The sequence below is a fragment of the Pseudoclavibacter sp. Z016 genome (genome assembly GCF_002931215.1).
In the GTDB taxonomy this organism is placed as follows: domain Bacteria; phylum Actinomycetota; class Actinomycetes; order Actinomycetales; family Microbacteriaceae; genus Pseudoclavibacter.
This window is the reverse complement of record NZ_PSTU01000013.1, coordinates 1-18,080: the sequence shown is the minus strand read 5'-3', so window position 1 is coordinate 18,080 and position 18,080 is coordinate 1. Positions and strand designations below refer to the sequence as shown.

Annotated in this window: 21 protein-coding genes; 7 read left to right on the top strand and 14 right to left on the bottom strand. The window is 69.6% G+C overall.

The window, feature by feature from the left end:
• Positions 1-3 precede the first annotated feature (3 nt).
• From C5B99_RS11910 to C5B99_RS11880, 7 genes are all read right to left on the bottom strand, one after another.
• Entirely contained in the window at positions 4-840 is an 837-nt protein-coding gene (locus C5B99_RS11910) for a glycosyltransferase family 2 protein (RefSeq protein ID WP_104242354.1), read from the bottom strand.
• Entirely contained in the window at positions 837-1,856 is a 1,020-nt protein-coding gene (locus tag C5B99_RS11905; protein WP_104242352.1) for a glycosyltransferase, read from the bottom strand. Before C5B99_RS11905 ends, C5B99_RS11910 begins: the two co-directional genes overlap by 4 nt.
• Complete coding sequence (locus tag C5B99_RS11900) at positions 1,853-2,923, bottom strand: glycosyltransferase (RefSeq protein WP_104242350.1); 1,071 nt, start codon at positions 2,921-2,923, stop codon at positions 1,853-1,855. Before C5B99_RS11900 ends, C5B99_RS11905 begins: the two co-directional genes overlap by 4 nt.
• Positions 2,920-3,861, bottom strand: coding sequence for a glycosyltransferase (locus C5B99_RS11895; RefSeq protein ID WP_374953470.1), 942 nt, complete (start codon positions 3,859-3,861; stop codon positions 2,920-2,922). Before C5B99_RS11895 ends, C5B99_RS11900 begins: the two co-directional genes overlap by 4 nt.
• A gap of 294 nt (positions 3,862-4,155) precedes the next feature.
• Positions 4,156-4,377 (bottom strand): hypothetical protein, encoded by a 222-nt coding sequence (locus tag C5B99_RS11890; protein ID WP_104242346.1) that lies wholly within the window; start codon positions 4,375-4,377, stop codon positions 4,156-4,158.
• A 2-nt stretch (positions 4,378-4,379) separates the two neighbouring features.
• Entirely contained in the window at positions 4,380-4,688 is a 309-nt protein-coding gene (locus C5B99_RS11885) for an ATP-dependent DNA ligase (protein WP_104242344.1), read from the bottom strand.
• 87 nt (positions 4,689-4,775) lie between these two features.
• On the bottom strand, positions 4,776-5,135 hold the full coding sequence (locus C5B99_RS11880) for a hypothetical protein (protein WP_104242342.1): 360 nt from the start codon (positions 5,133-5,135) through the stop codon (positions 4,776-4,778).
• Positions 5,136-5,332: 197 nt separating this feature from the next.
• Here C5B99_RS11880 and C5B99_RS11875 point away from each other — a divergent pair, with 197 nt between their 5' ends.
• Positions 5,333-5,779, top strand: a complete 447-nt coding sequence (locus C5B99_RS11875) for a DUF805 domain-containing protein (RefSeq protein WP_104242340.1) — start codon at positions 5,333-5,335, stop codon at positions 5,777-5,779.
• Between the two features lie 80 nt (positions 5,780-5,859).
• On the opposite strand, the gene C5B99_RS11870 is transcribed toward C5B99_RS11875, so the two are convergent.
• The 5 genes from C5B99_RS11870 to C5B99_RS11850 form a co-directional block, all read right to left on the bottom strand.
• The gene (locus C5B99_RS11870) at positions 5,860-6,333 is read right to left on the bottom strand and encodes a MarR family winged helix-turn-helix transcriptional regulator (RefSeq protein ID WP_181057920.1); all 474 of its coding nucleotides are present in this window, start codon (positions 6,331-6,333) and stop codon (positions 5,860-5,862) included.
• 10 nt (positions 6,334-6,343) lie between these two features.
• Positions 6,344-8,035 carry an MDR family MFS transporter gene (locus tag C5B99_RS11865; RefSeq protein WP_104242782.1) on the bottom strand — a complete coding sequence of 564 codons (1,692 nt, stop codon included), beginning with the start codon at positions 8,033-8,035 and terminating at the stop codon, positions 6,344-6,346.
• A gap of 204 nt (positions 8,036-8,239) precedes the next feature.
• Positions 8,240-8,443, bottom strand: coding sequence for a CsbD family protein (locus C5B99_RS11860; RefSeq protein ID WP_104242336.1), 204 nt, complete (start codon positions 8,441-8,443; stop codon positions 8,240-8,242).
• A 50-nt stretch (positions 8,444-8,493) separates the two neighbouring features.
• Positions 8,494-8,895 carry a GntR family transcriptional regulator gene (locus tag C5B99_RS11855; protein WP_104242334.1) on the bottom strand — a complete coding sequence of 134 codons (402 nt, stop codon included), beginning with the start codon at positions 8,893-8,895 and terminating at the stop codon, positions 8,494-8,496.
• Positions 8,892-9,608: a hypothetical protein gene (locus C5B99_RS11850; RefSeq protein ID WP_104242332.1), complete on the bottom strand. Its 717-nt coding sequence runs from the start codon at positions 9,606-9,608 to the stop codon at positions 8,892-8,894. Before C5B99_RS11850 ends, C5B99_RS11855 begins: the two co-directional genes overlap by 4 nt.
• Positions 9,609-9,708: 100 nt before the next feature.
• Here C5B99_RS11850 and C5B99_RS11845 point away from each other — a divergent pair, with 100 nt between their 5' ends.
• Positions 9,709-10,338 carry a DNA-directed RNA polymerase subunit beta gene (locus C5B99_RS11845; RefSeq protein WP_068495464.1) on the top strand — a complete coding sequence of 210 codons (630 nt, stop codon included), beginning with the start codon at positions 9,709-9,711 and terminating at the stop codon, positions 10,336-10,338.
• 27 nt (positions 10,339-10,365) lie between these two features.
• On the opposite strand, the gene eda is transcribed toward C5B99_RS11845, so the two are convergent.
• Positions 10,366-11,046, bottom strand: a complete 681-nt coding sequence (gene eda / locus C5B99_RS11840; RefSeq protein ID WP_104242330.1) for a bifunctional 4-hydroxy-2-oxoglutarate aldolase/2-dehydro-3-deoxy-phosphogluconate aldolase — start codon at positions 11,044-11,046, stop codon at positions 10,366-10,368.
• Between the two features lie 127 nt (positions 11,047-11,173).
• Here eda and C5B99_RS11835 point away from each other — a divergent pair, with 127 nt between their 5' ends.
• Positions 11,174-12,637, top strand: coding sequence for a gluconokinase (locus tag C5B99_RS11835; RefSeq protein ID WP_104242328.1), 1,464 nt, complete (start codon positions 11,174-11,176; stop codon positions 12,635-12,637).
• Positions 12,637-13,584 carry a phosphoglycerate dehydrogenase gene (locus C5B99_RS11830; protein ID WP_104242326.1) on the top strand — a complete coding sequence of 316 codons (948 nt, stop codon included), beginning with the start codon at positions 12,637-12,639 and terminating at the stop codon, positions 13,582-13,584. The genes C5B99_RS11835 and C5B99_RS11830 overlap by 1 nt, the downstream gene beginning before the upstream one ends.
• Here C5B99_RS11830 and C5B99_RS11825 read toward each other — a convergent pair.
• Positions 13,581-14,330: a FadR/GntR family transcriptional regulator gene (locus C5B99_RS11825; RefSeq protein WP_104242324.1), complete on the bottom strand. Its 750-nt coding sequence runs from the start codon at positions 14,328-14,330 to the stop codon at positions 13,581-13,583. The genes C5B99_RS11830 and C5B99_RS11825 overlap by 4 nt on opposite strands.
• A gap of 199 nt (positions 14,331-14,529) precedes the next feature.
• Here C5B99_RS11825 and C5B99_RS11820 point away from each other — a divergent pair, with 199 nt between their 5' ends.
• Genes C5B99_RS11820 through C5B99_RS11810 form a run of 3 tightly spaced genes read left to right on the top strand, consistent with a single transcriptional unit; the run spans position 14,530 to position 17,803 of the window.
• Positions 14,530-15,921, top strand: coding sequence for a GntP family permease (locus C5B99_RS11820; protein WP_104242322.1), 1,392 nt, complete (start codon positions 14,530-14,532; stop codon positions 15,919-15,921).
• Positions 15,922-15,975: 54 nt separating this feature from the next.
• Positions 15,976-16,740 (top strand): SDR family oxidoreductase, encoded by a 765-nt coding sequence (locus C5B99_RS11815; RefSeq protein WP_104242320.1) that lies wholly within the window; start codon positions 15,976-15,978, stop codon positions 16,738-16,740.
• A gap of 46 nt (positions 16,741-16,786) precedes the next feature.
• Positions 16,787-17,803: an L-idonate 5-dehydrogenase gene (locus tag C5B99_RS11810; protein ID WP_104242318.1), complete on the top strand. Its 1,017-nt coding sequence runs from the start codon at positions 16,787-16,789 to the stop codon at positions 17,801-17,803.
• The last annotated feature ends 277 nt before the right edge of the window (positions 17,804-18,080 follow it).

Genomic DNA, 18,080 nt, shown 5'->3' with positions numbered 1-18,080 from the left:
AGCCTAAGAGCCCGCGGCCACCGCGCAGACCTCATCGCCGACGCCGCCCACGATGAGGCCGCGCTCGCGGAACGCCTGCAGCCAGCCGACCATGGGCCACTCGCCCCAGCGCTCGCGGAACACGTTCGCGTTGCGCGCGATGTCGGCGACGTGCTGCACGGGAGGCGAGGACGTCGGATGCCACTGGTGGTAGGCGCGGGCGCCACCCACCCAGGCGAGCCCAACCCCGGCGTCTTCCGCGAGTCGCGCGAAGTCGGTGTCCTCCCCGCCGTACCCGTCGTACCCCTCGAAGAACCCGCCGATCCGCTGCCAGGTCGCTGCGGTCGTTGCGAACGACAGCGACCAGAACAGGTTCCTGTCCTCGCCACCGACCACCGCTCCTGGAGACGGGGCGGGCCGGGCCGGGTGCGGGGCATCGAGCAGCTCGATGCGCTCGCCGTCGTAGCCGACAGGTCCCGGCTGCTCGAGGTAGGTGACCGGCCCGCTCAGCAGTGCCCCAGACCAGCGCGCATCAGCCGCAGCAGCGTGATACGAGGCGACGAGACCACGGCCGGGGATGCAGTCGACGTCGAGGAAGATCAGCAGCTCGGCGCCGCGCGCGAGGGCGACTCGAGCGCCCTCGTTGCGGGCGGCGGCGAGCGGGAGGGCGCTCGTGTCCGCGGCGACATCCACGACGATGCCGGCGAGGCGATCGGCGGCGGCGAGCCGTCCCAGCTCGGGATCGTCCATGGCCACCACGACCGTGTCGTCCGCGGGGTGGGACTGGCGGAGCAGGCCGGCCCGCAGCGCCCTGAGGTGCGAGTGCCTCCCGTGCGCGATCGTGATCACCGCGGTTCTCATCTGCTCGCCATCCGGTCGAGCAGGGCCGCGGCGCGCAGCGCGCCGGCCCCGTCGTTCCAGCTCGCCCAGTTGCGTCCGTCGAGACGTGCCGCCTCGTCGAGCAGTGCGGCCCAGTCGTCGCGCTCGAAGCTGTTCGTGACGATGACGGGCAGGCCGGGGGTGGCAGCGAGGACCCTGGCTGCGGCCGCCTGCTCGTCGTGCGGTCGATCCTGCGGGACGACGACGGCGGGAACCTGGGCGGCGGCGACGTCGGCGATCGCGCCCTGCCCCGCGTGCGTGAGGACAAGCGAGGCTTCGCGGATGCGCGGGCCGGGGTCGGCGACCCGGTTCCCGGGAGTCGTGCCGATCTCGTCCCATTCGACGCCGGGCGTCTGCCGCTTGGCCTCACGGATCTGCGCGGAGCTCATGCCGCCGCCGCCGCTTCCCGCGAGCACCAGGACTCGCGTGATGGGGCCGGGCCCGCGGCCCGTCGAGCGCTCGGCTGCGGAGATCGCGCCGACCGCGTGCAGGCGAGCCAGCACCCGAGCGGATGCGCCGGGCAGCATGCCCTCCGCGCTCGCGGGCCAGGCGGCGAGGACGGCATCCGACAGCCCGAATCCGAGGGTGTGCGGCGCGTCGGTGCGCACGCCGGGCAGCGCGACCGAGACCACGGGGACGCCGTGCAGGCGGGCGAGTGCCGCGACCTCCACCGACACGTCGGAGACGAAGAGGGTGGGCGCGGCGTCGGCGATCCAGGCGGAGATGCGAGCCATGCGCCGCCGCATGCCCTCGTCATCGACGGGGGCCCAGTGCAGTGCGCCGTTCGCCGTGGGCTCGAGCGGCGAGACAGCGAGATCGTCGCGCTCGAGCCGGATCCAGGGGCCGAGCCAGGCCTCGGGTTTCGGCAGCGTCGAGAGCCCCGTCACCGGGGTCGTGCACTCGCGTGCGATGGCGAGCGCACGTCGCGCGTGCCCGCCGCCTCGGTGGTGCACGTAGTAGCCGATGCTTCCCGTCTCGGACGAGCCTGTGTCGCTCATGCCGCTTCCTGCCTCTCACTCTGTGCGCCGCCGAGCAGCGCCTCGTACTCGTCGACCATCCGCTCGAGGGAGCAGAAGGCGACCGCGCGCTCCCGCGCACCCTCGCGGGGCAGCCTCGCGGCCTCGAGCAGCGCGGCGGCGAGAGCCGGCACGTCGTCGCGGGCCGCGAGCCTGCCGCTGCGCTCGTCGATGATCTGCGGCAGCGCGCCCCGATCGAAGGCGGCGACGGGCGTGCCGGCGGCGAGCGACTCGGCCGCGACGAGGCCGTACGGCTCGTCCCACCTCGGCGTCACGAGCGTCACGCTCGCCCGCCCGAGATGCTCGAAGAGGGTGGCCTGCTCGAGGTGCCCGAGGTACCGGATGCGCCCACCGAGTCGGGGGCGGATGCTGCGCTCGAAGTACTCGGGGTCGAAGATCGGCCCGGCGATGTCGAGGTCGACCTGCGCGAGCTCGGCGGCCGCGATCGCCAGATCCAGTCCCTTCTCCGGCACGATGCGACCGGACCAGAACGCGGCACCGCCGCCCGGCCCAGGCAGGAGACGGTCGGTGTCGACGCCGTTGAGGATCACGGTGCTCTCGACGCTCCCGGCCCAGGCGTCCCGCATGTGCGAGCTGACGGCGATGAAGGTTCCCGTGGACCCGCTGATGCGGACGGCCGACTCGATCCACCCGACGGGCGGTGTGTGCAGCGTCGTGAAGAAGGGCACCCCGAGCAGTCCGGACATGGCGACGGGAAGGTGGTGGATGCTGACGTTGAGCACCGCGTCGAAGCGCGCCGTCGCGGTCTGGGCGAGGTCGAGCATGAGCGCCAGGTACGCGTGGTGCTCGTGCATCCATTCCACGGGCATCGCGCCCACGTCCTGGCGTGCCGTCTCGCTCATCGTGAAGCTCTCGACGGCGAGGTGCTCGACGCCCAGGGCGGGGTCCGAGCCGGGGGCCGCGAAGAGCGTCACCTGGTGGCCGCGACGCTTGAGCGCCAGGATCAGGGCATGGGTGTGCGACTCGAGCCCGCCGGCGAAGGGCTCGCTGATGGGGAAGCGGGAGGGGCCGATGACACAGATTCTCAACTCGCTACACGCTCCAGGCTCAGGACGGACGTGTACACGTCGTGGTGCGCGGCCGCGATCCGGCTGCGTTCGGCGGCACGCGCCTCGGGGTCGGGGCGTCGAGTCTGCGCGCGGGCTGCTGCGAGCACCGCGGCCTGTAGCGAGCCGACGTCGAGGGTGCCGGTGGGGTCCCGGTGGTACTCGAAGACGGGACCCTGATCGGCGAAGTAGCCCACGTCGGGCGCGATGACGGCCGTGCCGAGGTCTCGGCACGCCTCCATCCAGCCGGAATGCGTGCCGAATCGGTAGGGGAGCACGGAGGCGTCGAGCGACGCCAGGTAGTGCCACAGCTCCGTGTCGCTCAGGTAGTCGTGGATGCGCAGCTGGATGCGCCCAGCGTCGGCGAGCTCGCGGAGCCGGGCCGAGAGCTCCGGCTCGAACTTCGCGCCGGTGGGGTCGAGGAGCTCGCGGTGCCCGTTGACGAGCACGTCGAGGGTCTCCTCCCGAGCGCTGAGGTCGACGAGCGCCTCGATGACGGGCAGCGGATCCAGGCTCGCGCGCAGGCTCTTCGCGTGCACGCCGACGCGGAACCGTCCGGCGGATGCGGCGCGCCCGTCGATGGCGGCCTTCGCTTCGTCCGGCTCCACGATGTGCGGGTGCGGCACGACGACCGGGCGGCGCCCCCAGCGGTGCTCGATCTCATCGGCGGCGCCTGCCGTGAGCGTGATGAGCCCATCCGCGGCCGGGATCAGGATGTCCAGGTGGGCGGTGTGCGCGTCCGGGGTGTCGTGGTGCGGGTTCGTGAGGTCGTGCACCGTGTAGACGAGCGGCTTGCCGTGCCTGAGCAGGGCCTCCACGATCGACCGGAGGGAGGCGGGGGAGAGGGCGTCGAAGCCGAAGTGCACGTGGAACACGTCGAACTCCGCGGCGTGCTCGTCGATCCAGTTCGAGTCGAGCATGACCGGTGGCCACCAGCGATCCGTGGCGGCTCGGCCGGACCCATCAGGGTGCGGGTCTGCAAGGCGGACCACCCGATGTGAGGAGGGCGCGGAGGAGACGGGAGCGAGGTGCCTGACGTAGACGTGTCCCGAGGGGACGCTCGCAACCCGGATGGTTCGGCTCGTGTCGCCGAGGAGTTCTGAAGTGCTGAGGGATGCCACTTATCCACATAACCAGGACAAGCGGAGGAGCGTGCGACTCTTGACAGTCCTCGGCCTCCGTGCATGCGTCGGCGGCTTCGTGCCGCTGACGGGTCAGTCGCCCGGGTACGGCTCCACGACCACGATGCCGACCCCGGGGCCGACCAGCAGGTTCGCGGGCTCGAGGCGTCCCTCGCCGCGGTCGCCGCGCACCCAGAACCATTCGCCGGCGGCCACTCGGGCGAGGATGTCCTCGCGGAAGGCGTCGACGTCGGCGACGAGCTTCGAGAACGTCTCACCCTGGTAGAGCAGCTCGATCCTGGTTGACGTGCTCATGTTCATGAGGTCCTCTCTGCGGGTTCGGCGATGACGGCGAGGCCCGCCTGCGAGTTGGCGCCCTGCACGAGCGCCTCGACCCACGAGCGGTTGATGTGCACCTGCCTGCTGCCGAGGAACTTGAAGCGGATGGGCACGGCCGGGTGCATCCATACGGTGCTCCGCCCGTCCCCGCCGGCGTTGTTGTCCTTCCAGCTGAAGAAGAACGACTCTCCGCGGCGCAGCTTCGTGCCGATCGCGAGCTGGAGGTGTGCCAGCAGGCGGTCCTCGAAGTCGACGGTGACCTCGGAGTTGTAGATGAACTTCCCCACGCTGGATCCTGCTTTCTTGTCACTGGCACATGGTGTGCGCCGTCCATTATCACTCGCAGAGCGCCGACCTGTGGCCAGGGCGCCCGATCAGAGTTCGTCGAGCCAATCCGGATGGGGCACGCGCGGGTCGTTCGAGGAGCCTTCCTCGACGAGCCCCTCTGGCGCGTAGCTCTTGTTCTCGAGCTCGGCGCGCAGCTTCGTGAAGGTGGCGAGGGCCTGGCTGTCGTCGAACTCCGGGACCTCGGTGTCGACCGTCTCGGTGGCGATCTGGCTCGACGGACCGACGAGCACGGAGAGCATGTTCGAGGTGCCGTCCGCGTGCCGCACGGGGATCTCGACGATCCCGGCCTGGTGCACCTCGGCGAGTGCCGCCGCATATCCCACGAGCTCTCGCGCGATCTTCGTGCTCGTGAAGTAGACACCACCTGCGTAGTGAAGCTGATCCATCGTTCCCCCAGACGGTCGCGGGCGTGCGTAATTTCCTGAGTCTCCCAGCCCCACTTGGGTGTGCTCGGAGTATTGCATTCTGATTCGTTGTATGAAGCTGATTCCGGGCTTTGCCAAATCGAAACCTGGCGTTCATTGCTCCGCCGCTACGCTCAGTGAAGTTCCTATGTATCGGCAGTGCCTGATTGGAGTCCGTGATGTCTACCCCTCAGCTCGACGCCCCGCTCTACCCACCGCTCTACGGAGCCAGCTTCGGGCAGGCGGTGAAGCGCTTCTTCAAGAAGTACGCCGTCTTCTCCGGCCGCGCGAGCCGCAGCGAGTACTGGTGGTGGTGGCTCTTCGGCGTCATCGTCAACGCCGTGTTCTTCCTCATCGGCTCGCTCACCGGCACGACCTCGGTCGACACCACAGAGGGATTCTCGGCGGCGACCCTCGGCAACCCCGTTGTCACGGTCATCCAGTCGATCTGGGGTCTCGCGATCCTCATTCCTGGCCTCGCCCTGCTCTTTCGGCGCCTGCACGACACGAACCGCTCCGGCTGGTGGTGGCTGATCCTGCTCGTGCCGCTGGCCGGTCCGATCATCATGCTCGTGTTCCTGATCGGCGACTCGCGTCCAGAGGGCGCACGGTTCGACACCCAGTAGCCTCCCGCCCCGCAGAGACACGAAACCGCCGCCCTCGTTCGAGGGCGGCGGTTTCGTCGTTCGAGGCGGGAGGCGTCAGATCAGCGTTCGGGGTTCACGGCCTCGGCCACGGCGCCGAACCGGCCAAGAAGCCCGGAGAACACGCGTAGCTCGTCCGGCGTCCAGTCGCGCAGCACGGCGTGCAGCCGGTGCCGGTTGCGGGCCCGCACCTCGGTGACCCGCTCGACCGCAAAGGCGGTTGGGGTGAGGATGCGCGCGCGCCCGTCGTTCGGGTCCGCCCCGACGGTGAGCAGCTCGAACTCCTCGAGCATCCGAACCTGGCGGCTCATGACGCTCTTGTCGATTGCGAGCTGCTCGCCGAGGGTGCCGACGTGCGCGGTCTCGTGCTGCACGAGCGCCGAGAGGATCTTGTAGCCGATGGGCTGCAGCGAAGGATGCACGGCGACCGCGGACTCGCTCCACGTGGTGCGAACGCGCCGGTAGAACGTGCCGAGCTCCGACTCCACCGAGGCGATCGCCTCGGCGAAGTCGGCGTCGTCGGGTGACTCAGGCATGATGGCCATCCTAGGTGCGGTCTGCCTGCCGTCCCGAGTCCCCGAGGATCGGGATGGCGCCGGTGCGCGGGATGCCGACCATCGCCTCAGCGACCTCGACGAGATCCTCGGAGGTCGACTCCGCGGCCTTCTCGCGGGTCTGCGGCGACGCGTCCGCCTCGCTGCCGGAAGGGGAGGTCTCCTCGCCCTTGGCCCGCTGCACGGCGTTCTGCGTGCCGAGCTGGGCGTTCGGCAGGAAGGAGACGGCGATGAGCGTGACGATCGCGAGCGGCAGGGCCGCCAGGAAGATCGCGCCGACCGAGGTCCCGTAGGCGTCCTCGACGAGGACCCGCAGCCAGTCGGGCAGCGTCGCGAGCTGCGGGATGCTGCCACCCGCGAGCGACTGCGCGGCCGCGGCCTGCTGCTCCGGCGGCAGAGCGCGGACGCTCGTGGAGATCGTGTCGGCCACGACGGTTCCCAGGATCGAGCCCATGACGGAGACGCCGATCGTGCCGCCCAGGCTGCGGAAGAAGGTGACGGCGCTCGTCGCGACGCCCATGTTCTTGACCTCTGCCTTGTTCTGGACGACGAGGACCAGGTTCTGCATGACCATGCCGACGCCGGCGCCGAGCGCGAACATCGAGACGCCCACGTACAGGTAGGGCGTGTCGTAGTGGAGGCGGCTCAGCAGGAAGAGCCCGACGACCATGAGCGCGCTGCCCGTGACGACGAACGCCTTCCACTTGCCGCGGCGGCTGATGAGGTTGCCCACGATGGTGGACGCGACGAGGAGACCCGCCATCATCGGGATCGTGAGGATGCCGGACTCGGTCGGGGTCGCACCGCGAGCGAGCTGCATGTACTGGCTCAGGAAGACGCTCGTGCCGAACATGGCGACGCCGACGGAGACGCTCGCGATGACGGCGAGCGTGAACGTGCGGTCGCGGAAGAGCGTGAGCGGGATGAGCGGCTCCTTGACGCGGAGCTCGACGAGGATCGCGATGACCAGGAGGAGGACGCCGCCGCCGACCATGAGGTACGAGGGCAGGGAGTTCCACTCGAACTGCGTGCCCGCGAGGGTCACCCAGATGAGGAGCAGGGACACACCGCTCGAGATGAGCACGATGCCGTAGTAGTCGATGCTCACCTTGCGCTTCTTCGGCTTCGGCAGGTGCAGGGTGACCTGCAGCAGGATGAGCGCGATCACTGCGAAGGGGAGGCCGACGAAGAAGTTCCAGCGCCACCCGAAGGCGTCCGTGATGACGCCGCCGAGGAGGGGGCCGCCGACGGTGGCCAGCGCCATGACGGCGCCGAAGAAGCCGGCGTAGCGGCCGCGCTCGCGCGGGCTGAGGATATCCGCCATGACGATCTGGCTGAGCGCGCCGAGTCCGCCGGCGCCGAGGCCCTGGAAGACGCGCATGGTGATGAGCATCGCGGGATCCTGCGCGAAGCCGGCGATCGCCGAGCTGACGACGAAGATGACGAGCGCGATCTGCAGGAGGAGCTTGCGGTTCGTGAGGTCGGCGAGCTTGCCCCAGATCGGGGTGGAGACGGTGGTCGCGAGCAGGGTTGCCGTGACGACCCAGGTGAACGCGCTCTGGTCGCCCTTGAGGTCGCTGATGATGAGCGGCAGCGAGGTGCTCACGACGGTCGACGCGAGCATCGACACGAACATGCCGAGCATGAGGCCGGAGAGGGCCTGCAGTACCTGACGGTGGCTCATTCCGGATTCGGTGAGCTCAGCGGCTGGCTTGGAGCTGGATCTGGGGTTCTTGCTGGACGACATCGACGCGGGGCCTCCTGGTAGTTGACAACGGTCAACCATACTCAGATGGTTGACCGTCGTCAACTACCAGAAAGGGCCCCGCGAACGAGGCCCTTTGCTGCATGCTCGAGACGCCGGAACGTGGCGTCTTGAGAGGTACTGCTAGTCGATCTTGCGCTTGAGGTTGTCGAGGCCCTCCTTGGCGGCGTCCTTGACGTCCTCGATCTTCTCCTTGAAGCCCGCCTTCGTCTGGTCGGAGCGGCCCTCAGCCTTCAGCGACTCGTCTCCGGTGACCGCGCCAGCGGCCTCCTTCGCGCGTCCGCCGAGGTCTTCTGACTTGTTCTGAATACGATCGTCGATTCCCATGAGGGGATGCTCTCAGGCGAACTTGGACGCCGCCTGTGGTGGAGTGGGGCTCAAGGCTGCGCGTGCCGATCCGCGGTGATCGACAGGGCCTCGAACACGGCGGCGACCGCCTCGTCGTCGCTCACGCTCAGCTCACGCGCCTCGACGGCGAACGCCCTCGCGGCCGCCGTCAGTCGCACATCCCCGTTCCTGCCGTCCGCGGTCACGAACGTGCCAGCGCGGCCGCGGCCGACGACGACGCCCTGCTCCTCGAGGGCCGTGTAGCACTTCGCCACCGTTCCCGGCGCGACGCCGAGCGTCTCCGCCAGCGCACGCACCGGCGGCAGCCGCTCGCCGGCGAGCAGGTCGCCTCGCTCGACGGCGTCGATGATGGCGTCCCGCAGCTGCCGTCCTGGAGGGCTCGATGTGTCGCCCCCGAGGGTCAGGGAGGCGAAGAAATCAGCGGCGCTCACTGGCGCGGCCGCTTGCCTGGGCTCGTGTTCTCGTCGACGGCGGTGTCGGAGCCGAGCGAGATCTCTTCGTCGTCGTCCGGGTCGACGAGGTCGTCGAACATCGCAGCACTCGCCGCGTTCGCCGCCAGGTCGTGCTTCTTCTCGCGCTGGGGTCCGAATCCGAGCCACTTGCGTGTCGGGTAGTGGAGCTTCTCGCGCCGCCACCACAGCGTCGCGAGCACCAGCGTCGCGACGCTCGGCAGGAGCGCAAGCCACGCGCCGTAGGCGATCGGGTACTGGCCGTTCGCAGCATCCACGCGGAGGGTCGCGAAGGCGAAGAGGAACAGGATCCCGAGTGTCGCGAAGGCGGCGTAGAGCTGGAGGATCTTCGCGGAGATGACCGCGACCCCGGAGATGCGGAGGATCAGGACGACGACGAGCCCGATCAGCGGCAGCGTCGGCACGAGGCCGAAGAGGAACGTGCCGAACCAGTTGTAGCCGAGCGCCTCATCCATCTGGCTCAGTCCCGTGCCGGCGACCAGGAGCTGCCAGCCGTTCAGGGTCGGCGCGATGCGGTTGAGGGGGATCTCGGAGTTCCACCATGGGAAGAACATCGTCACGACCAGCAGGACCGCCAGTACGCCGAAGGCGATCTGCTTCGGGCGGTAGGCCGGGTACGACGACATCGCCGCCGTGTCCTCGACCAGCGAATCGTCCTCGTGCGCAGTAGCCATGCCCCCAGCCTACGAGGCAGGTTCGCAATCGTGGCTCCGAACGCGCAGACTGGATGCGGTCCGCACGGGCCAGCAAGGCGCAGTCGGCGAGAGGGGCAGCATGACGCAACGACACCACAGGCCCGTCCGCGTGCCATCGCAGGCGTTCGAGGCGCTCGTCGGCGCCGACGACCCAGCAGCGGTGAGCCGCGTCGCACACGACACGGCCCGGGCGCTCCTGCAGCGAGCCCGTGGCGAGGGCGACCAGGCGGTCGTCGCGCGCCTCGTGGCCTACGCCGACGAGAACGGCATCGACGAGATCGCCGAGCTCTGGGCCGGTGCCACCTCGCGTTCCCTGCCAGGCGCGCTCTGGCGCCTCTACCTGCTGCGGCAGGCCGTGCGCGCCAATCCGGCCGAAGCGAGCTACCTCTTCCGCCGAGGCTACGAGGTCGACCGCTCCATCAGCTCCGTGGTCGCAGGTGCCGCGACCCCCACCGGGCCGGAGGAGGTCGTCGCCCTCGCCGACGTCATCCTGCATGGCGCCTTCTCCGGCGACTTCGCCATCGCTCTCGAGCGAGCCGCCGCGTTCTGCCGCGTCATGTCGCAGGGGGCGACGAGCCTCGCGAAGGACGAGGAGAGCGTCGTGCCAGCCAGGGCGCGCCAGTCGACGCGACGTGCAATCCGGTACCTGGAGATGGGCGACGACCTGCACGCCTCCGCGGGTCTCTGGCGCATCGACGCGCTCGACTGAACGATCGGCCGAGGCGCCTCGTCGCGGCTAGGACTCTCGGCTCAGCGTGACCGCCTGACGTTCTGCGCGGTTGCCCGAGCGGAGTCCGCGCGCGAGCTCGACGGCGGCAGCGGTGAGTCTCGTCACCTCGGCCCAGTCCTGCTGGTCGACGGCAGACGGTGGGAGCATCCACGAGCCGCCCACGGCGAGCACCGCCGGGATGGCGAGGTAGTCGCCGAGGTTCGCGGCGTTCACTCCGCCGGTGGGCACGAATCTCACGTCGCCGAACGGCGCGGAGAGGGCGGCGATCGCCTTGGCGCCCCCATTCGTCTCTGCGGGGAAGAACTTCACCGTCTCGATGCCCAGCTCCAGGGCGGCCTGCACCTCGGTCGCGGAGGTTGCGCCAGGGAGGACCGGGATGTCGTGGGCCCTGCACCGCTCGACGACGGCACGGCTCAGGCCGGGGGAGACGATGAACGAGGCTCCCGCATCCACGGCGATGTCGACCTGTGCTGGGGTGAGCACCGTTCCGGCGCCGACGAGCACTCCGCCGCGGGCGGCGAGAGCGGCGATCGTCGAGGCGGCGGCGCTCGTCCGGAAGGTCACCTCGGCGACCGGGAGCCCACCGTCGGCGAGTGCCTCCGCGATGCCGAGGCCCTCGGCGGTGGTCTTCGCGGAGACCACGGGAACGATCGAGTGCTCGGCGAGACGAGCAAGGATTTCGTGCAAGAGAACCTCCGTTGGCTGCCTTGTGTTCCCAAGTGGAACCCAATGATCATATTATTGGAGATCCTACCGAGAGTCGCCACCGCGCACGGCCCCGATCGGCAACGACGCCCACGAGTGGAGCAGAACCATGAAGATCCTCGCCCTCGAGTCCAGCACCACGTCAGCGAAGACGCTGATCTTCGACTCCGACACCCAGGAGGTGCAGGTGCGGACTCGGCGATTCGAAGTCGCCGGGCCCGACCCTGCCGTCCGCGACGCGGAGGGCATCTTCACCCAGCTCATCGCCCTCGCCCGTGAATCCGTCCGCGGGCACGACGTCGACGCCCTGGTGCTGTCGAACACGTACCACGGCCTCGGGCTCGTGACCCAGGACCTCCAAGCGGCCACGCCCGTCTACGAGTGGCCCTTCACGGGAGCCCAGGGGCTCTGCGCCGAACTGCGCGGCGATGCCGAGCTCACCACCTGGTTCTACGAGCGCACGGGGTGCATGGTGAACGCCAGCTACCCCGCCTTCAAGCTCGCCTACCTGGCCCGCCAGGGCGTGGAGATCGCCGGGCGCAAGGTCATGGACCAGGGGAGCTTCAACTTCCTGAGGCTCACCGGCCTCCCGTGGACGAGCTACTCCCTCGCCTCGGGAACCGGCCTGCTCAACGTCCGCACCTCCGACTGGGACCTCGAGATCCTCGAGACCCTCGGCGTCGCCGGCGTCGACTTCCCCGAACTGCACGACAGCGAGGAATCCGCCCCGCTGCTCGCCGACGTCGCGACCTACCTCGGCATCCGCCCCGGAATTCCCGTCCTCGTCCCCGGACCGGATGGCGGCCTCAGCCAGGTCGGCGACCTCGCCGGGCTCCCCGGCGACATGACGTTCTCCATGGGAACCAGCGGCGCCATGCGGTTCGCGACCCTCGAGCCGTCCCTCTCCCCGCGGCTCAGCACCTGGGCCTACCGCTCCCCGCTCGGCTGGCTCAGCGGCGCCGCCACGAGCGGATGCACGAACTGCGTCGACTGGGCGAAGGACAGGTTCTTCGGCTCGGACGCCCAGTTCTCCGAGATCGAACCCCAGCTCGTTCAGGGACGGGACGAGCTGCCGACCTTCCTGCCCTTCCTCTACGGCGAACGGTGCCCAGGCTGGCAGGACCAGCGGCTCGGCGGGTTCGTCGGCCTCGAGCCCCGGCACGGGCGCGTCGACATGTACCAGGCCGTGCTGCAGGGAGTTGTGCTCTCGCTCTACCACTGCTTCCGCGAGCTCACCGCGATCAACGGCATGCCGACCCGCGTCCTCCTCTCCGGCGGAGTCCTCTCCTCGCCGTTCTGGACCCAGATGACGGCAGACGCCTTCGGGGTCGAGATGGAGGTGTCGTCGCTGCAGCACAGCTCGGTGGTCGGCGCCGTTCGCCTCGGGCTCCGCGCCGCCGGACTCAGCGAGGACCAGCCGGCGTTCCGCAACACGAAGACGCAGCGAGTCATCCCGAACCCCGCCATGCGGGACTACTACGACCGCGCCTTCGCCAAGTACCTCGACGCCTACGACCGCACGAGCACCGCACCGGATGCGCGTGCTGAGTCCCTCACTGGAGGCAACGCCTGATGCGCATCCTGATCACCCCCACCTCGCTGAGCCGAACTCGGGACGCCGACGTGCTCGCCCCGCTGCGGGACATGGCCGACGAGCTGATCTTCAACACGCTCGGGCGCCCGCTCACCTCCGGAGAGCTCGCTGAAGCCCTGCCCGGGATCGACGGCGTCATCGCCGGCCTCGACACCTACGACGCGGCGGCGCTCGCGGGCGCCGACCGTCTCCGGGTGATCTCCAGGTACGGTGTCGGCGTCAACAACGTCGACCTGGAGGCCGCAGCGGGGAAGGGCATCCACGTCACCAGGACCCCTGGGGCGAATGCCTCCGCGGTCGCCGAGCTCGCGATCGGCCTCGCCTTCGCCGTCGCCAGAGAGATCCCCAGGCTGCACGCGGAGGTCGCAGATGGCGGCTGGCCGCGAGGCAGCGGCATCGAGCTCGGCGGGCGCACCTTCGGGGTCGTCGGCTTCGGCGCGATCGGCCGGATCGTCGCCGAACGAGCCCGCGGCATCGGGATGCACGTGCTCGCCTACGACCCCTTCGTGCCGGCCGCCGCCATCGCCGAGACCGGAGCTGCGCCAGCCAGCCTCGACGAGCTCTTCCGAGCAGCCGACGTCGTCAGCCTGCACGTGCCGCTCCTCGAGAGCACCCGCCACGTCGCCGACGCCGCACGCATCGCGGCCATGAAGCCAGGGGCCATCCTGCTCAACACCTCGCGCGGTGGCCTCATCGACGAGGCGGCTGCCCGCGAGGCGCTCGACGCCGGGCACCTCTTCGGGGTCGGCCTCGACGCCTACGAGACGGAGCCGCCGCAGGACTCGCCGCTGCTCGGCCACCCGAGGGTCGTCGCGACGCCGCACAGCGGGGCGCACACGGCCGAGGCGGTCGCCCGAATGGCGAGCGGGGCCATCCAGAACCTCGTCGAGGAGCTCTCCGGACGGCCCAGCGTGCATCGCGTCTAGGGCGTGTCGGCTGTCTCCGACTCGAGCTCTGGGGTCTCGCCGATGGCTGCGTCGTGGATGATGAGCACCTCGCCCAGGATCGTGTCGAGGTAGCCCTTCGAGTGCCTCTCGGCGGCGAGGGGGTCGCCGTCCGCGATCGCCTGCGCGGTGAGCACGTGGTTGTGCAGCGCGTCGTGCAGCGGCCTCGCCGGCGTGAGGCCCAGGTTCGCGCGGCCGGCGAGCACCTGGGCGATCGGCTCCTTGACGGCCGCGAGCAGCGCGTTGCCGCTCGCATCCAGGATCAGGTCGTGGAACTCGATGTCTGCCTGCAGGTACTCGGGGGAGTCGCCGCGCTCGTTGGCACCGAGCGCCTGCAGCTGCGCGGCGAGCTCGAGCAGGCGAGTCCGCTCGTGCTGCGAGGCCCGCGAGGCGGCGAGCTTCGCGGCGACCGGCTCGATCGCCGATCGGAGCTCGGTGAGCGCGACGAGCTGCTGGCTGCGGCTGTTCCCTCGCAGCCGCCAGCGGATGAGCGTCGTGTCGAGCGCGTTCCATTCGCGCGTGGGCTGGACGGTGATGCCGACTCGTCTCCGCGAGACGAGCAGTCCCATGGACTCCAGCACGCGGACGGCCTCGCGCACGACGGTGCGGGACACCGCGTAGTGGTCCTCGAGAGCGGCGAGGGTGAGGACCTGGCCAGCCTCGAGCTCGCCTCCCGCGATGCGGACGCCGAGGTCGTCGAGCACCGAACCGTGCACTGCCTGCGCCATTCGCACCTCTCCTCGCTCACCGCAACGATATAGATATGATCACAACTTGAAATAAGTATGATCATTATGCGAGGCTCGAACCACACTGAGTGTCGCCAGAACCCGCGTTCCGAATCATCGCAGATCGCGAACGGCCTCACCCTCACGGCACCGCTGCACGGTCGCACGGTCCGAATTCCAGAAATCGACGGAGATCACCATGGAAGAAGAATGGACCCAGACACTGGGCACCGCACCGCTGCTCGGCATCGCAGCAGGAGCCATCGCGCTCATCCTGATCCTCATCATCCGCTTCAGGCTCCACGCGTTCCTGACCCTGGTGATCGTCTCGCTCCTCACGGCGCTCGTCGCGGGCGTCCCCGTCTCGGCAGTCGCGAGCACCCTCACCGGCGGCTTCGGCAGCACCCTCGCGACCGTCGCGCTCCTCATCGGCTTCGGCGCGATGCTCGGCCGCCTCATCGAGCACTCCGGAGGCGCCAAAGCCCTCGCTGACAAGCTCGTCGACGTCTTCGGCGAGAAGCGAGCCCCCTTCGCGCTCGGCATCGCCTCGCTCATCCTCGGCTTCCCGATGTTCTTCGACGCCGGCCTCATCATGATGCTGCCCATCGTCTTCGCCGTCGCGCGCCGAGTCTCGGGCAACAACGTCCTCCTCTTCGGCATCCCCGCAGCGGCCGCCTTCTCGGTCATGCACGTGTTCCTCCCGCCACACCCCGGCCCCGTCGCCGCCACCGAGCTCTACGAAGCCAACCTCGGCGTCGTGCTCCTGCTCGGCCTCATCATCGTGTTCCCGCTCTGGTACGTCTCCGGTTACCTGTGGGGCAAGTTCGTCGCCAAGCGCATCCAGCTCCCCGTCCCCGCCCTCTTCGGCGACCTCGACGAGGACCAGCCGAAGAACCCGCCGAAGGTCTCCACGATCATCCTGCTGCTCCTGCTGCCGATGGTCCTCATCTTCCTCAACACCGGCATCTCGGCCCTCGCCAGCGCCGGAGTCGTCGACGGCGACGCGATCTGGGCCCAGGCCGCGGTCCTCCTCGGCAACTCGCCCATCGCGCTCCTCATCGCAGTCGTCACGGCCAGCATCGTCCTCGGCACGCGCCGCGGCGAGAACGGCACCGCGCTCGAGAAGATCCTCGACTCCTCCCTCGGGCCGATCTGCTCCGTGATCCTCATCACCGGCGCCGGTGGAATGTTCGGCGGCGTCCTGCGCGCCTCCGGCATCGGCGACGCGCTCGCCGACACGCTCAGCGACCTCGGCCTCCCGCTCATCGTCGCGGCCTACGTCATCGCCGTCGTCCTCCGCGTCGCCCAGGGCTCCGCGACCGTCGCCCTCGTCACCGCGGCGGGCCTCATCGCCCCCGCGGTCGTCGTCGCCGACCTCAACGACTTCCAGGTCGCCTCCATCGTGCTCGCGACCGCAGCTGGCTCGGTCTTCGCCGGCCACGTCAACGACTCCGGCTTCTGGCTCGTCGGTCGCCTCATGGGCATGGATGTGAAGACGACGCTCAAGACCTGGACGGTGCAGCAGACCATCGAGTCGGTCACGGCGTTCGCGTTCGTGCTCGTCATCTTCTTGGTCGCGTCGCTCTTCTGAGCCTGACCCGGAACGCCCCGTCTGCGTGACACCACCTCACAGAGTAGGAACAGCATGGATCTCTTCACCCTCACGGGCAAGCTCGCCCTCATCACCGGGTCATCGCGCGGCCTCGGCCGTTCGCTCGCCACGGCGCTCGCCGACGCTGGCAGCACGATCATCCTCCACGGTCGGGACACCGAGGCGCTCGCGACGGCAGCCGCCGAGCTCGAGGAGCGCACGGGACGCCCCGCGCACATCGTCTCCTTCGACGTCACCGACGCGGCTTCCGTCGAGGCCGGAATCGCGGCCCTCATCGCCGAGCACGGGGTGCCGGACATCCTCGTCAACAACGCCGGGCTCCAGCGGCGAGCGCCGTTCGCGGAGTTCAAGGTCGAGGATTGGGATGCGCTCGTCGCCGCGAACCTGAGCGGCGTGTTCTACGTCTCCAGGTTCCTGGCCCCCGCCATGATCGAGCGCGGCTCCGGCAAGATCATCAACATCGGCTCGGTGCAGTCGCTCCTCGCCAGGCAGACGATCGCCCCGTACTCGGCCACGAAGGGCGGCGTCGCCCAGCTGACGAAGGGCATGGCGGCCGACCTCGCCAGACACAACGTGCAGGTCAATGCCATCTCGCCCGGCTACTTCGCGACCGAGATGAACCGAGCCCTCGTCGAGGACGAGCAGTTCAACAGCTGGCTCATCAACCGCACCCCGGCGCAGCGCTGGGGCGCGTTCGAGGAGCTCGCTGGCACCCTGATCTACCTCAGCTCCGACGCCTCGAGCTTCGTGTCGGGGCAGAACATCTTCGTCGACGGCGGCATGACCGCGGTCGTCTGACCCGGTCACCGCCGACCACCTCGCACCAGGACACGCAGGAGACACCATGCGCGCAGCGTTCATCGAAAGCAAGGAAGCACTCGACCTCGCCGAGGTCGACACCCCGGAGCCGGGGGAGGGGCAGGTCCGGATCCGCGTCGACTACGTCGGCATCTGCGGCTCCGACCTCCACTACTACTTCGAAGGCGTCAACGGCGCGTTCGTGGTGCGGGAGCCGCTGGTCCCAGGTCACGAGCTCTCCGGCAGGGTCGACCACGATCCCCTCGACGAGTTCGCGACCGGTGCCCCCGTCACCGTGCATCCTGCCACGTTCGGCACCCCGAGCCGCGAACTCGAGGACTCGCCGCACCTCTGGCCAGGCGGCGCCTACCTGGGCAGCGCATCCACGACCCCGCACACGCAGGGCGCGCTGAGCGAGTACCTGCTCGTCGACCGCGGCATGCTCCGCAGGCTCCCAGCCACACTGCCGGTCCGACGCGCCGTGCTCGCCGAGCCCCTCGCGGTCGCCCTCCACGCCGTCACCAAGGCGGGAGACCTGACCGGCAAGCGAGTGCTCGTCACGGGGGCCGGCCCCATCGGCCTCCTCACCATCGCCGCAGCCCGCGTCAAGGGCGCAGCGCACATCAGCGCGACCGACGTGCTCGCCGGCCCGCTCGCTCGCGCCTCCGCCATGGGAGCCGCCGAGGTGATCGACGTGAGCCGCGAGCAGGTGCCCGCCGACAGCTTCGACGTGGTCTTCGAATGCTCGGGCGTCGCTGTCTCCGTGTCGAGCGCGTTCGCGGCGGCCAAGCCCGCGGGAACCGTCGTGCAGGTGGGCATGGTCCCGAACGAGCCACGACCCATCAACCTCGCTCCGTTCATCTCCAAGGAGCTGCGCGTCTTCGGCACGTTCCGCTTCAAGGACGAGATCGACGAGGCGATCGTCATCCTCGACGCGCATCCCGAGATCGAGCAGGTCATCACGCACGAGGTGCACGCCGACGACACCGTCACAGCCTTCGGCCTCGCTCGGAACTCGGAGGAGTCCGGCAAGGTCATCGTCGCTGTCTGGCCAGAGGGCTGAGCCGCCACGCCGCCTGTTCGCCGTCAGCCAACACGGTGCACAGCGGCCGTCGATCCCAGTAAACTCGACGACGCCGGGCCGCAGTAACCCCGGGCTCCAATATTCGCCGCTGCGAGCGGCCTTCCGCCGAGAGGCGTTCCTGCGGCCTGGCTTTTCTTCTGCCTCCGCGGCCCCGGCGCAGGCCGGCGGCCTCGCCCGGCCCTCGCCCGGCCCTCGGCCGCCCTCGCCCGGCCTCGCCTCGCTCTGGCCCGCGCCCCGCGCCCCCGCACCCCCGCAC